At 73.5% G+C, this 14348-nt stretch carries 10 protein-coding genes; 7 read left to right on the top strand and 3 right to left on the bottom strand.

Features of this window, described 5'->3' with window-relative positions:
• Nucleotides 1-228 precede the first annotated feature (228 nt).
• Complete coding sequence (locus tag LNW73_RS12390) at nt 229-642, top strand: cobalamin B12-binding domain-containing protein (protein WP_138352976.1); 414 nt, start codon at nt 229-231, stop codon at nt 640-642.
• A 53-nt stretch (nt 643-695) separates the two neighbouring features.
• Here LNW73_RS12390 and LNW73_RS12385 read toward each other — a convergent pair whose 3' ends face one another.
• Both LNW73_RS12385 and LNW73_RS12380 read right to left on the bottom strand, forming a co-directional pair.
• Nucleotides 696-2312, bottom strand: coding sequence for a DUF5691 domain-containing protein (locus LNW73_RS12385; RefSeq protein WP_250989954.1), 1617 nt, complete (start codon nt 2310-2312; stop codon nt 696-698).
• Nucleotides 2313-2366: 54 nt separating this feature from the next.
• Entirely contained in the window at nt 2367-3683 is a 1317-nt protein-coding gene (locus LNW73_RS12380; protein ID WP_250989953.1) for an SWIM zinc finger family protein, read from the bottom strand.
• Between the two features lie 127 nt (nt 3684-3810).
• Between LNW73_RS12380 and LNW73_RS12375 the strand changes: the two genes are divergently transcribed.
• The 5 genes from LNW73_RS12375 (at nt 3811) to sucD (ending at nt 10760) form a co-directional block, all read left to right on the top strand.
• Nucleotides 3811-4926, top strand: a complete 1116-nt coding sequence (locus LNW73_RS12375) for an ATP-binding protein (RefSeq protein ID WP_250989952.1) — start codon at nt 3811-3813, stop codon at nt 4924-4926.
• Nucleotides 4923-7280, top strand: coding sequence for a DUF5682 family protein (locus LNW73_RS12370; RefSeq protein ID WP_250989951.1), 2358 nt, complete (start codon nt 4923-4925; stop codon nt 7278-7280). Before LNW73_RS12375 ends, LNW73_RS12370 begins: the two co-directional genes overlap by 4 nt.
• On the top strand, nt 7277-8470 hold the full coding sequence (locus LNW73_RS12365) for a VWA domain-containing protein (protein WP_250989950.1): 1194 nt from the start codon (nt 7277-7279) through the stop codon (nt 8468-8470). Before LNW73_RS12370 ends, LNW73_RS12365 begins: the two co-directional genes overlap by 4 nt.
• Nucleotides 8471-8680: 210 nt before the next feature.
• Entirely contained in the window at nt 8681-9856 is a 1176-nt protein-coding gene (sucC, locus tag LNW73_RS12360; RefSeq protein ID WP_250977336.1) for an ADP-forming succinate--CoA ligase subunit beta, read from the top strand.
• Nucleotides 9857-9875: 19 nt separating this feature from the next.
• Nucleotides 9876-10760, top strand: a complete 885-nt coding sequence (sucD, locus tag LNW73_RS12355; protein ID WP_250977337.1) for a succinate--CoA ligase subunit alpha — start codon at nt 9876-9878, stop codon at nt 10758-10760.
• A gap of 118 nt (nt 10761-10878) precedes the next feature.
• On the opposite strand, the gene LNW73_RS12350 is transcribed toward sucD, so the two are convergent.
• On the bottom strand, nt 10879-11757 hold the full coding sequence (locus tag LNW73_RS12350; protein ID WP_250989949.1) for an RNA polymerase subunit sigma-70: 879 nt from the start codon (nt 11755-11757) through the stop codon (nt 10879-10881).
• A gap of 803 nt (nt 11758-12560) precedes the next feature.
• Between LNW73_RS12350 and LNW73_RS12345 the strand changes: the two genes are divergently transcribed.
• Nucleotides 12561-14063, top strand: coding sequence for a cell division protein PerM (locus LNW73_RS12345; protein WP_250992897.1), 1503 nt, complete (start codon nt 12561-12563; stop codon nt 14061-14063).
• Nucleotides 14064-14348: the final 285 nt, after the last annotated feature.

Here is a 14348-nt window from a genome sequence, read left to right as displayed (position 1 = left end):
GGCCCCGGCTCCCCGGGAACGCATCGGACCCGCCGGCCACCTCCGGTGGAACGGAGGGCGGCGCCGGGCCCAACGTGTCGCGAACGTGTCCCACCGTGTGATTTCCCCCTCGCTCCGCACCGCGAAACTGTCCGGTGCGGGATGCTGGAGATAACGTTCGTTCACACTCGGTCCCACTTGAGGTCCCGCTCGGCCGGCGATGACGCCGGCAATGTCATGGAGGCAGTGATGGGAGTGTCCGGTCCGATCCGCGTGGTGGTGGCCAAGCCGGGTCTCGACGGTCATGATCGCGGGGCCAAGGTCATCGCCAGGGCGCTGCGTGATGCCGGTATGGAGGTCATCTACACCGGCCTGCACCAGACCCCCGAACAAGTGGTCGACACCGCGATCCAGGAGGACGCCGACGCGATCGGGCTCTCCATCCTCTCGGGAGCGCACATGACGCTCTTCGCGAAGGTCCTCGACCTGCTGAAGGACCGTGACGCCCTGGACATCAAGGTCTTCGGCGGCGGCATCATCCCCGAGGCGGACATCGCCCCCCTCAAGGAACTCGGCGTCGCCGAGATCTTCACCCCCGGTACGCCCACGACCGACGCCGTGGCCTGGGTCCGGGCCAATGTCCGCCAGGGCGCCGAAGCCTGATCCCGCCCGGGAGGCGGCTCCCGGAACCCCCACCGCTCCGCCCCCCGGCCGGATCATGAGGCCGGGGCGGCCGGCGCCGGGGGTTCGAGCTCCGCGAGCATCACGGCCCGCAGCCGCAGCGTGCCGACCAGTCGCTGGAACGCCTCCGCCCAGTAGCTGCCCGCGCCGGGCGATCCGTCGTCCGGTTCGTCGGTCGCGGCGGTCAGGACGGTGAGCCGCTCGGCCTCCGCCGGGTCCAGACACCGTTCGGCCAGGCCCATCACCCCGCTGAAACTCCACGGATAGCTGCCGGCGTCCCGCGCGATGTCGAGCGCGTCGACCACGGCCCGGCCCAGCGGCCCGGCCCAGGGGACGGCGCAGACGCCGAGCATCTGGAACGCCTCGGACAGCCCGTGGGTGGCGATGAACCGGGCCACCCACTCGGCGCGCTCCTCCTCCGGCAGGATGGAGAGCAGCTTGGCGGGGTCGCCGACCGCCGCGACCGGTGCCGCGGGCGCCGGCGGGGGGCCGAGCAGGGCGCGGGCCCACGCGGGGTCGCGCTGGCGCACGGCGGCCCGGCACCAGGCGGCGTGCAGATCGGGCTGCCAGTCGTCCGCCACGGGCAGCGCGATGACCTCCTCGGGGCTCCGGCCGCCGAACCGGACGGTCCAGGTGGCCAGCGGCGCCGCCTCCACCAGCTGACCGAACCACCAGGCACGCTCGCCGCGACCGCTGGGCGGATGCGGGGCCACACCGTCCCGCTCCATCGCGGCGTCGCACTCGTACGGGGCCTCCACCAGGACGCCGATCCCCGCCACGTTCTCCCCGGCGCCGAGTGAGACGCAGCTGCGGGCCCGTTCGGCCATCCGGGCGGCCAGCGCGGAGCCGGGCAGCGCGGACAGCAGCTCGGCCGCGGTCGCCCGGACATTGCGGCTGCGGTCGGTCAGCGCCTGTTCCAGGAACGGCTCGTCGGCGGGTGACAGCCCGGCGCGCAGCGAATCGAGGAACATCAGCCGGTCCTCGGCCCGCTCACCGGTCCACGTCGACCGCAGCAGCGCGAGCGCGGCCCCGGCGTTCTGGCCGCGCAGCCGGGTCAGCAGCGCCACCCTTTCGGCGAACAGGCCCTCGTCCCACAGCTGCCGGATCGCCGCCGGATCCCCGGCCGCCGGCTCCAGACCCCTGACTCCGGCCCGCAGAGCGAACCGCCAGTCCGGGTTCAGCTCCGCCAGCCACAGCGCGCGGGGCCCGGCCAGCGCCAGGGCGTCGGCCCGCAGATCGGTTCTGGCGCGGGCGGCGTCCAGCAGGTCAGGGAGCAGGGCGGGCGGCGCGGCATAGCCGTACCGCCCCGCCGCGGTGAGCCACTGCGGGAGCAACTCGGCGAGGTTGGGGGCCGTGCCGCGTCTGCCCGACGAGCCGCCGCCCGCCGAACGGTCCGCCAGCAGCAGCCCCAGCCTGCGGCGTGCCGCCTCGGGCAGCACCGGCCGCCCGTCCGGCGCCGCGGGCACCGGCCGCTCCCGTGCTATGGCCGGCCGCAGGCCCGCGCGGCGGCTCACGGTGCCGATCGCCGCCGCGTCGAGCAGCTCCGCCGCCGGGTCCAGGGCCGGGTGCGGGCCCCCGGACGCCGCCGGTCTGCGGCGGTCCGTGCCGAGCAGTGCGCTTCCGACCAGGTCGGTCCAGCTGGCGTTCATCATTCCTCCGCGTTCCTCCTCGATGGCGCCCGCCCTGGGCCCGGACCCGGTCAGGCCCTACAACGGGACGGGGGTGGCGTCCGGGCCCCAGGCAGTGAGGGGGCGGACGCCGGTGTGGCCGAGCTCGGCGAAGAGCGTGACGGGGTGGCCGCCGGAGACGGCGGCGAGCCGCCAGGGGCCGCGGCCTGCGATCGGCAGTGCGTCCTGGCCGTCGGCGTCGGCGAGCTGCCAGCCGCCGGCACCGGAGCCGGGTATCGGGACGACCCCGGACAGGACGACCGGCCAGGCGTCGAGCCACGGGTCGTCCGCGAGGGCGGCCCCGTACGCGGCGAGGGCCGGGCCGACCGGGACGCCGGCCGGTACCGCGCCGGGTGCGGCCGGTCCGTGGCTCTCGCCGAGCACGGCGCGCAGCGGCCGGGCCGAGGGGTGGAAGGCGAGCTCGGCGTCAAGGCTCAGCCCGAGCGGGAGCGCCAGTTCCGGTGCGCGGCCCGCGGCGCCGAAGGACAGCAGCAACGCGACCCGGCCGGTCCGGGCGCCGTGCAGCCAGATCCGACGGGTGGTCAGCCGGTCGTCCGACGTGTCGAGTTGGGAGAGCACCAGCCAGCGGTCCCGGACGGTGGGCCCGGCCAGCAGCTCGGCCGTATCCGTGGTGAACCCGACGCGGGAGCGCACCGTGGCGGCCAGCGGGCCGGGCAGCCGCTGCTCGCCGAGGTATCCGCGGGTGAGCAGATGGAGCAGCGCGGACTCCTCCAGCAGCCGCGAGGGCCAGTCACCGCCCCCGGCGGCGACGGCGCCCAACTCCCTGACCCGGGTGGCCAGTCCCGGTGCCTGGGCGTCCACCATCCGGGCCGCGATCTCGTCCCACTTCTGGTAACCCTCCCGGTCGGCGCCGGCCAGGCCGCCGCGCAGCAGGTCGGTAAGCCGCTGCTCCAGCTCCGTCACACCCGCCGTCACCCGCTGGGCGCGCCGCTCGGCCCGCCGCCGCGCGGCCTCCGGGTCGGCGGGTTTCGCCGGCCCGGCCGCGGCGGCCCTGGCCCGTTCCCGCCGGCTGTCGAGCCACTCGGTCACCCAATCGGGCGCCACCGCGGGCCCGACGGCCCCGCCCGCCGCCTCGGACCACAGGAGCAGCAGCCCGAGCGCGTGCTTGCACGGGAACTTGCGGCTCGGGCAACTGCACTGGTAGCCGGGGCCCTTCGTGTCCACGACCGTCTGGTACGGCTTGCTGCCGCTGCCCGCGCACAGACCCCACACCGCGGCTTCCGCCGTACCCGTACCGGACCAGGACGCGGGCATCGCGAGCCTGGCCCCGGCCTTCCGTGACGCTGCGTCAGGAGCGAGCGCCAGCACCTGATCCGTAGTCCACCGTTCCTCCATGCCACGACCGTAGGTGCCGCCACTGACAATGCGTCCGACCTGCGGCTTCACCCGTTGTCAGTGGCGTGGTGCATGGTGGAAATCACCGCGGGACCGAGGGGTTCCGCGGCACTGGACAGGGGGATTCATGGCAGTCATGCCCACCGACATCGAGGATGCTCCGGAAGGTGCTCTGCGGCCGCACGCGGAGGAGGCCTTCGCCCATGAACTGAAGGCCCTCGCGGCGGCCGACGACCGTCCGCGGCCGTCCCGTTGGAATCTCTCGCCGTGGGCGGTGGCCCTCTATCTGCTCGGTGGATCCTTGCCCGACGGCACTGTCATCACGCCCAAGTACGTCGGCCCCCGGCGCATCGTCGAGGTCGCCGTCACCACCCTCGCCACCGACCGGGCGCTGCTGCTGCTCGGTGTGCCGGGCACCGCCAAGACCTGGGTGTCGGAACATCTCGCCGCCGCGATCAGCGGTGACTCGACGCTGCTGGTCCAGGGCACGGCCGGCACGCCGGAGGAGGCGATCCGCTACGGCTGGAACTACGCGGAGCTGCTCACCAACGGCCCGAGCCGCAGGGCCCTGGTGTCCAGCCCGGTCATGCGGGCGATGGCCGAGGGCCGGATCGCCCGGGTCGAGGAGCTGACCCGGATACCGGCCGATGTGCAGGACACCCTCATCACGATCCTGTCCGAGAAGACGCTGCCGATCCCGGAGTTGGGGTCGGAGACCCAGGCCGTCCGCGGCTTCAACCTGATCGCCACCGCCAACGACCGCGACCGCGGCGTCAACGAACTGTCCAGCGCGCTGCGCCGCCGGTTCAACACCGTCGTACTGCCGCTGCCCGCCTCGGCGGAGGACGAGATCGACATCGTCACCCGCCGGGTCGACCAGCTCGGCCGCGGGCTGGACCTCCCGGCCGTCCCCGAGGGCGCCGACGAGATCCGCCGGGTCGTCACCGTCTTCCGGGAGCTGCGCGGCGGGGTGACCGCCGACGGCAGGACGAAGGTGAAGTCGCCGTCCGGCACGCTGTCGACGGCCGAGGCGATCTCGGTGGTGACCAACGGCCTGGCGCTCGCGGCGCACTTCGGCGACGGCGTGCTGCGGGCGGGCGACATCGCGGCCGGCATCCTCGGCTCGGTCGTCCGCGATCCGGCCGCCGACCGGGTGATCTGGCAGGAGTACCTGGAGACGGTCGTGCGCGAGCGCGAGGGCTGGAAGGACTTCTACCGCGCCTGCCGGGAGGCGAGCGCATGAGTGCGCCGGACGTCGTGACACCCGTCGCACCCCTCGCGGTGCCGCCCGCCGGCGGGCCGTCGGGGGTCGCCCTGCTGGGGGTGCGGCACCACGGACCGGGCTCCGCGCGGGCGGTGCGCGCCGCGCTCGACGCGTACCGGCCGGGGACGGTGCTGATCGAGGGGCCGCCGGAGGCCGACCCGCTCGTCGGGCTCGCCGCCGAGGACGGCATGCGGCCGCCGGTCGCGCTGCTCGCGCACGTCCTGGACGACCCGGCGCGGGCCGCGTTCTGGCCCTTCGCGGAGTTCTCGCCGGAATGGGTGGCGATCCAGTGGGCCGCAGGACACGGCGTACCGGTCACCTTCATCGACCTGCCCGCCGCACATTCCCTCGCCCTGCGCACGACACCGGATCAGCAGGACGAAGCTCCGGCGGAGGGATCGCCGGACGGCGGCGAGGCGGCTCAGGCGCTGCGCATCGACCCGCTGGCCGTGCTCGCGGAAACCGCCGGGTACGACGACCCGGAGCGCTGGTGGGAGGACGCGGTCGAACACCGGAGCAGCAGCGGTGACGACCCGCTGGCGCCGTTCGCCGCGCTCGCCGAGGCGATGGGCGCGCTGCGCGAGATGTACGGCGACGGCGGCCAGGAGGACGACCCGGCGCGCGAGGCCCATATGCGGCTGCGGATCCGGGACGCCCGGCGGACGCACGACCGGGTCGCGGTGGTCTGCGGGGCCTGGCACGTCCCGGCGCTCGCCCGGCCGGCGACCGCCACCGCGGACCGGCAGTTGCTCAAGGGGCTGCCCAAGGTGAAGGTCGAGATGACGTGGGTGCCGTGGACGCACCGGCGGCTGTCGCGGCACAGCGGATACGGCGCGGGGATCGACTCACCCGGCTGGTACGGGCATCTGTTCGGGGCGCGGGACCGGCCCGTCACCCGGTGGATGACCAAGGTCGCCGGGCTGCTCCGGGCCGAGGACCTGCCGGTCTCCTCCGCGCATGTCATCGAGGCCGTGCGGCTCGCCGACACCCTCGCGGCCATGCGCGGCCGCCCGCTCGCCGGCCTGAGCGAGACGACGGACGCGATACGGGCGGTCATGTGCGACGGCTCGGACGTACCGCTCGCCCTGATCAGGGACCGACTCGTCGTGGGGGACGTCCTGGGCGAAGTGCCGGACAGCGCGCCCGCCGTGCCGCTGGCCAGGGACCTGACCCGGGAACAGCGCAGGCTCCGGCTCAAGCCAGAAGCGCTGGAACGCGAGCTGGAACTGGACCTGCGCAAGGAGACCGACGCGGGCCGCAGCCGGCTGCTGCACCGGCTGCGGCTGCTGGGCGTCGACTGGGGGGAGCAGGTCCGTTCGCGCGCCGGGACCGGGACGTTCCGGGAGAGCTGGCGGCTGCGCTGGGAGCCGGAACTGGCGATCCGGGTCGCCGAGGCCGGGATCTGGGGCACGACGCTGCTCGCCGCGGCGACGGCGAAGGCCGAGGAGGGCGCGGTGCACGCCGCCGCGCTCGCCGACGTGACGGCGCTCGCCGAACGCTGCCTGGTGGCGGGGCTCCCGGATGCGCTGCCGGTGGTGATGACGGTGCTGGCCGACCGGGCCGCCCTGGAGACCGACGTCGGCCATCTCGCCCGGGCGCTGCCCGCCCTCGTACGGTCCGCCCGCTACGGCGACGTGCGCGGTACGGACTCCGAGGCGCTCCACAAGGTCGCCGAGGGGCTGGCGGAACGGGTCTGCATCGGGCTGCCGCCCGCCTGCGTCGGGCTGGACGCGGACGGCGCCGCCGAGATGCGCGGCCACGCCGAGGCGGCGCACCGGGCGATCGGCCTCCTGCAGGCCGACGGCCTCCTCGACCGGTGGGCGGTGATGCTGCGGGGCATCGCCGAGCGCGACGGGGCGATACCGGGGCTGCTGCGCGGCAGCGCCACCCGGCTGCTGATGGACGACGGACGGCTCGACGAGGAGTCGGCCGCCCGGCTGATGGCGCTCGCCCTGTCACCGGGGACGCCGTCGGCCGAGTCCGCGGCGTGGCTGGAGGGCTTCCTGGCGGGCGGCGGCATGCTCCTCATCCACGACGAGCGGCTGCTCGCGCTGGTCGACTGCTGGCTCGCCGCGGTCCCGGCCGCCGCGTTCAACGACGTACTGCCGCTGCTGCGGCGCACGTTCGGCGAGTTCGAGTCCGGTGTCCGCCGCACCGTCGGCGAGCTCGTCAGGCGCGGCGGCGCGGGCCGGCCCGAGACCGCGGCGGGGGAGACGGTGCCGGGCTTCGGCGCCGGGTTCGACGAGGAGCGGGTGGCGGCGGCGCTGCCGGTGCTGCGGCTGCTGCTGGGACACACAGGGGACGGGTTCGACGCGACGGGGGAGAACGGATGACCGACGACACGCGGGTCCACGACACGACGACCGGTGGCATGACGACAGCCGCCGATGAACGGCTGCGCCGCTGGCGGCTGGTGCTCGGCGGAGGGGCCGCCGACGGGACCGGCCGCGAACTCACCGGGCGCGACGCGGCGATGGACCGCACCCTCGGCGCGCTCTACGGAGGAGGGGGCAGCGGCGCGGACGGCAAGGGCGGCCGGGCGGCCGGTCTCGGCGGCTCCGCGCCGCAGGTCGCCCGGTGGCTCGGCGACATCCGTACGTACTTCCCGTCCTCCGTCGTCCAGGTGATGCAGCGGGACGCGATCGACCGGCTCGGGCTGTCGGCGCTGCTGCTGGAGCCGGAGATGCTGGAGGCCGTCGAGGCCGACGTCCATCTCGTCGGCACGCTGCTGTCGCTGAACAAGGCGATGCCGGAGACCACGAAGGAGACGGCGCGGGCCGTCGTCCGCAAGGTCGTCGAGGACCTGGAGAAGAAGCTCGCCACCCGCACCCGCGCGACCCTGACCGGCGCCCTCGACCGGTCGGCGCGGATCAGCCGCCCCCGGCACCGTGACATCGACTGGGACCGCACCATCCGCGCCAACCTCAAGCACTACCTCCCGGAGCACGGCACGATCGTGCCCGAGCGGCTGATCGGGTACGGCCGGGCGTCGCGGGCGGTGAAGAAGGACGTGGTGCTCTGCATCGACCAGTCCGGTTCGATGGCCGCCTCCGTCGTCTACGCCTCCGTGTTCGGGGCGGTGCTGGCCTCGATGCGGAGCATCGACACCAAGCTGGTCGTCTTCGACACCGCGGTGGTCGATCTGACGGACCAGCTGGACGATCCGGTGGATGTGCTCTTCGGCACACAACTCGGCGGCGGCACCGACATCAACCGCGCTCTGGCGTACTGCCAGTCCCTGATCACCCGGCCGGCGGACACCGTGGTCGTCCTCATCAGCGATCTCTACGAGGGCGGGATCCGGGACGAGATGCTCAAACGGGTGGCGGCCATGAAGGGCGCGGGAGTGCAGTTCGTGGCCCTGCTGGCGCTGTCCGACGAGGGCGCGCCGTCCTACGACCGCGAGCACGCGGCGGCGCTGGCCGCGCTCGGAGCGCCCGCTTTCGCCTGCACACCGGACCTGTTTCCCGAGGTGATGGCCGCCGCGATAGAGAAACGGGCGCTGCCCGTACCAGAAGCCTGACGCGAGCCTGACAACGCACTCTGTGACCGTTCTCACCGCTCACATGTGACCTGCGATTTAGGGACCTACGTCCCGCGGGGATAACCTGCGAGACGGACATGCCGCGTACTTCGGTGACCGTGTGCGCCCTCCTTGTGACCGCGTAGTCACGCTTCCCGTATCGGCACGTTCGCGTAGAAAACAAACCGCGATCACCAAGGACGGACGCGCGTGGACCTGTTCGAGTACCAGGCGAGGGATCTCTTCGCCAAGCACGGTGTACCGGTGCTGGCCGGTGAAGTCATCGAGACGCCCGAGGCGGCTCGTGAGGTGACCGAACGTCTGGGTGGCCGTGCGGTCGTCAAGGCGCAGGTCAAGGTCGGTGGCCGAGGCAAGGCCGGCGGCGTGAAGCTCGCCTCCGACCCCGCAGACGCGGTCGCGAAGGCCGACGCGATCCTCGGCATGGACATCAAGGGCCACACGGTCCACAAGGTGATGCTTGCCGAGACCGCGGACATCGCGGAGGAGTACTACGTCTCCTTCCTGCTGGACCGCACCAACCGCACCTTCCTCGCCATGGCCTCCGTAGAGGGCGGCGTGGAGATCGAGATCGTTGCGGAGGAGAACCCGGACGCGCTGGCCAAGATCCCGGTCGACGCCAACGAGGGCTGCACCCCGGAGAAGGCCGCCGAGATCGTCGCCGCGGCCAAGTTCCCGGCCGAGATCGCCGACCAGGTGGCCGACGTTCTGCAGAAGCTGTGGACCGTCTTCATCAAGGAGGACGCCCTCCTCGTCGAGGTCAACCCGCTGATCAAGTCCGGCGACGGCAAGATCATCGCGCTCGACGGCAAGGTCTCGCTCGACGAGAACGCCGAGTTCCGCCAGCCGGACCACGCGGCCCTTGAGGACAAGGACGCCGCCAACCCGCTGGAGGCCGCGGCCAAGGCCAAGAACCTCAACTACGTCAAGCTCGACGGTGAGGTCGGCATCATCGGCAACGGCGCGGGTCTCGTCATGAGCACCCTCGACGTCGTCGCGTACGCCGGTGAGAAGCACGGCGGCGTCAAGCCCGCCAACTTCCTCGACATCGGTGGCGGCGCCTCCGCCGAGGTCATGGCGAACGGCCTGGAGATCATCCTCGGCGACCCGGACGTCAAGTCCGTCTTCGTCAACGTCTTCGGTGGCATCACCGCGTGCGACGAGGTCGCCAACGGCATCGTCCAGGCGCTGGAGCTGCTGGCCTCGCGCGGCGAGAACGTCTCCAAGCCGCTGGTCGTGCGTCTCGACGGCAACAACGCGGAGCTGGGTCGCAAGATCCTGACCGACGCCAACCACCCGCTCGTGCAGCGTGTGGACACCATGGACGGCGCGGCCGACAAGGCCGCCGAGCTCGCGGCTGCGAAGTAAGGGACAAGGTCACCACACCATGGCTATTTTCCTGACCAAGGAAAGCAAGGTCATCGTCCAGGGGATGACCGGCGCCACGGGCATGAAGCACACCAAGCTCATGCTTGCCGACGGCACCAACATCGTTGGCGGCGTCAACCCGCGCAAGGCCGGCACCAGCGTCGACATCGACGGCACCGAGGTGCCCGTGTTCGGCTCCGTCGCCGAGGCGATCGAGAAGACCGGTGCCGATGTCACCGTCATCTTCGTGCCGCCGAAGTTCGCGAAGGACGCCGTCGTCGAGGCCATCGACGCCGAGATCGGCCTGGCCGTCGTGATCACCGAGGGCATCACGGTGCACGACTCCGCCTCGTTCTGGGCGCACGCCGGCGCCAAGGGCAACAAGACCCGCATCATCGGCCCGAACTGCCCCGGTCTCATCACCCCGGGTCAGTCCAACGCCGGCATCATCCCGGGCGACATCACGAAGCCGGGCCGCATCGGCCTGGTCTCGAAGTCCGGCACGCTCACGTACCAGATGATGTACGAGCTGCGTGACCTCGGCTTCTCGTCCGCCGTCGGCATCGGTGGCGACCCGATCATCGGCACCACCCACATCGACGCGCTGGCCGCGTTCGAGGCGGACGCCGACACCGACCTGATCGTCATGATCGGTGAGATCGGTGGCGACGCCGAGGAGCGGGCCGCGGACTACATCAAGGCCCACGTGACGAAGCCGGTCGTCGGCTACGTCGCCGGTTTCACCGCCCCTGAGGGCAAGACCATGGGCCACGCGGGCGCCATCGTCTCCGGTTCGTCGGGCACCGCCCAGGCGAAGAAGGAGGCCCTGGAGGCCGCCGGCGTCCAGGTCGGCAAGACCCCGTCGGAGACGGCTCGCCTGGCGCGCGCCATCCTCGCGGGCTGACGTTCGTCTGCTGACGGCCGTTCGTCCGCTGACGGCTGAGAGGTCGTCACGCTTGACGACGCGGGCCCGTCCCCTTCGGGGGGCGGGCCCGCGTTTGCTTTGTGCGGCGCTGTGCGGCTCAGCGCTCAGGGGGCAAAAGGGGTGCTTGTGCGGGGGGTTCGGCGGGCTTGACGGGCTTGACGGGCTTGATGGGTGGGGTCGTCCGCTGGGTGGGCCTCGCGGGGCCCGGCCGGCCGATGCGGCCGGCCTCCGGCACGCCCTGCCTCGGGGTGGCGGAGGGCGGCGCGGTCACCGATGTCGGCCGGGCACGGTGCGGCAGCTCGCCGACGCGGTCGTACGTCACCACCAGCGCGGCGCCCGTCGCCCCGGCGATCAGCGCGGTCAGCGCCACCGCGGACAGCGTCCTTCGGCGCACGCCGCGCTCGCTCGCATCGCGCACCCGGGCGGCGGGGACCTCCGGGACCTCCGGAGTGATGGCCGTTCCCGCTCCAGGGTCTGTTCCGAGGTCTGTTCCAGGAGCCGGGTCCGGGTCCGCGAGGATGGCCTTCAGTCGCGCCGGTGCCTCGTCGCCCAGCTCCGGGACGGCCGCGCTCAGCGCCGCCCGCGCCTGGGTGATCCGGCTCGCCGTCGCGACCGTGCTCGCCTCGCTCTCGGCGGCGGCCACGGGCAGATCGAGGCCCAGCCCGTCGTAGAGCACCAGCGCCTGCCGCTGCGAGGGCGACAGCCGCAGCACGGCCGCCCGCACCGCGCCGTCCCGTTCGGAGCCGCGCAGCGTCCGCGCGGCGGCCCGTGGATGTGTACGGTGCCCCGGCACCCACTGCTGCCACGGCGCGAGCGCGTACTCGTACGCCGCCGCGCGCACCCAGCCGACCGGATCCGGATCCGCCGCGACCTCCGGCCACCGCTGCCACGCGAGATCGAACGCGCGGCGCACGGCATGCCGCGCGAAGCCGGGATTCCCGGTGATCAGGTCCACCTGCCGCACGATGCCGCTCACGCTGTGCGTGTACAGACGGTCGAAGGCGGCCTCGGGCCACGGCGTGGGGTCGGTCGGTGCGGTGGGTGCGACCGGTGGATGCGGTGCGGTCGGTGCGGGTGGCGGGGGTGGTGACGGCTTGGGCTTCGGCGTCCGCGGTGGCGCCGGCGGTGGCGGTGGCGTCGGGTCGGCCGCTACGGGGATCGCCGGAGGGCGTGGCTTCACGCGCCGCTGGGGGGTGTTGGCCGGCTTGGGAGCGCGCTTGACGGCGACTTCCGGGCGCTCGGGGAGGGGCGCGATGGGAGCCGGCTCGACCGGGGAAACGGCGGGCCGGGCCGCACGGGTGACGAGGTGTGAGGATTCGGGAGCGTTCGTCTGGGGTGGGGGTGGGGTGGGGGACGGAGAGGCGGGCCGGGGCTGGGACGGGGACCGCTGGGACTGGGACTGGGACTGGGGCGGCTGGGGCTGGGACTCGGACCGGGGATCTGGCTTCGGCTGCGGTTTGGGCTCCGGTTTGGGCTGGGGCTTCGCCTGGGGCTTCGGCGCTGGTGAGCCGGCGCGTGTGCGGGTCCTGGCGCGCTTGGGACGTTCTTCGGCCGAGGTCTTCACCGTCTTCGCGGCCTTCTTGGCGGTAGAGGCCTGCTTCGCCGCCTTCCGCGCCGTCACGTGCCCGACCTCACACAGCCGCTCCGACCGCCTTCGAATCCCCGTACGCACGATTGTGTGAAAAGACGCATAAAGTCATATTGCGCGACACGACGGGCGTTCGCCCGCTACCCGCCCAAATCGGTGTGTTCTTGGCACCATGGGTCGACGTGACCCACATGACGGACGGTTTCCCCAGCCTGCCCGAGCGTGCCGCGGACGCCCGCCGCGCCTCCGCGGCGGCCGCCGCGTTCAGTGGCGGGGTGGTCGCGGCCGGTCTCGGGCTCGGGGCCCTCGCCGTCACCGTTCTCTTCCTGTGGATCAGCGCACCGTTCCCGGACAGCGGCCTCGACGGGGCCCTGCGGATCGCCGCCGACCTGTGGCTGCTGGCCCACGGCGCGAGCCTGTTGCGGACCGACACGCTGTCCGGGCTGCCCGCGCCGGTCGGCGTCACGCCCCTGCTGCTCACGGTGCTGCCCGGGTGGCTGCTGTACCGGGCCGCGGCCCATGCGGTTTCTCCTCCCGAGGGGGAGGGGGAGGGGGCGGTCGAGGGTGGTGACGGTTCCGGTGGGCCGACGGAGCTTCGGGTCGCGGCTGCCGCCGCGGGCTGGCTCGTCGCCGGATATCTGCTGGTCGGCGTCGGCGCCGTGCTCTACACCTCCTACGGGCAGGTGCGCAGCGACCCGCTCAGCGCGTTTCTCCATCTGCCGGTCGTGGCCGTTCTCGCGGCCGGGGCCGGCGCGTGGTCCGGGTGCGGGCGACCTGCGGTCGCGCTTCCCCGGGCGGTACGCCGGTGGCTCGACGAACTCTCGCTGCCGCGTTGGCTGACGCTTCCGGCGGGCGGTCTGCCGGCCGCCCTCCGTGCCGCCGCCGCTTCCACCGCCGTGCTCGTCGGGGGTGGCGCGTTGCTGGGCGGGGCCTCGCTCGTCTGGCATGAACGATTGGTCGGACATTCGTTCGCGCAGCTCAGCGCTCCGCTCTCGGGGCGGTGTGCGGTGCTGCTGGTCGCTCTCGCGCTGGTGCCGAACATGGCCGTGTGGGGTGCGTCTTATGCGCTGGGGCCGGGGTTCGCGGTGGGCGCCGGGAGTGTTGTGGCTCCGGCCGGGTTGGGCGCGTACGGGCCGGGGCCCGGATCCTCCTGGCCTGCTGCCGTGCCGAACTTTCCGCTGCTCGGGGCGCTTCCCGCGCCCGGTGCGACGCCGCTGAGCTGGGCGGTGCTGGGCCTTCCGGTGCTGGCCGGACTCTGTGCGGCCTGGCTCGTGGGCGGCGCCGCCGCGGCGGGCTCCTGGCGCCCCGCCCGCACCGCGCTGGTCGCCGCCCTCGCCGCGCTCGGCTGCGGCGCGGCCACCGGGCTTCTCGCCGGCTGGTCGGCGGGCCCGATGGGCTCGGCCGTCCTCGCGGACTTCGGGCCGAGGTGGTGGGCGGCGGGGGGTGCGGCGCTGGGGTGGACGCTGGTGGTGGGGGTGGCGGGTGCGGTGGGGGTGCGGTGGTGGCATGTGCGGGTGCCGGTTCCGGCGGAGCCGGTGTCTTGGGGGGAGCGGTGGGGGATGGTGCGGGGGGTTTTTCGGTGGCGGTGGTCGTGGTCTCGGTCGGAGCCGGTGCCGGAGCCGGAGGTTGCGGTTGAGGTGCTGGAAATGCCGCCGATGCCGGTGGTTCCGCCGGTGGTTCCGCCGGCGGAGTGAGCGGGTCGGTGCCCGGGTCCTCCGGGGCGGGGCTTCGAAATCGACTATTTAGGGCCTGGCGGCCCACAAATAGCTCGGCAGCATTTCGAAACCCCACCCCTCCGGCGCCGGCCCCCTCACGTCACAGCCCCGGGGCGGGCGCCAAGCCCGCTCCGGCCGCGGGCCCGCAGGAGTCCGGACCCGTCGGCAGGCGCAACAGCGGGCGGGGGTCGACGTACCCCCGCTCCCATCGGCAGACATATCTCGGGGCGCCGCCCCCCACCCCTCCGGCCCCCCGGTCCCTTC

It is taken from the genome of Streptomyces sp. RKAG337 (genome assembly GCF_023701715.1).
In the GTDB taxonomy this organism is placed as follows: domain Bacteria; phylum Actinomycetota; class Actinomycetes; order Streptomycetales; family Streptomycetaceae; genus Actinacidiphila.
This window is presented reverse-complemented; position numbering and strand designations above follow the sequence as displayed.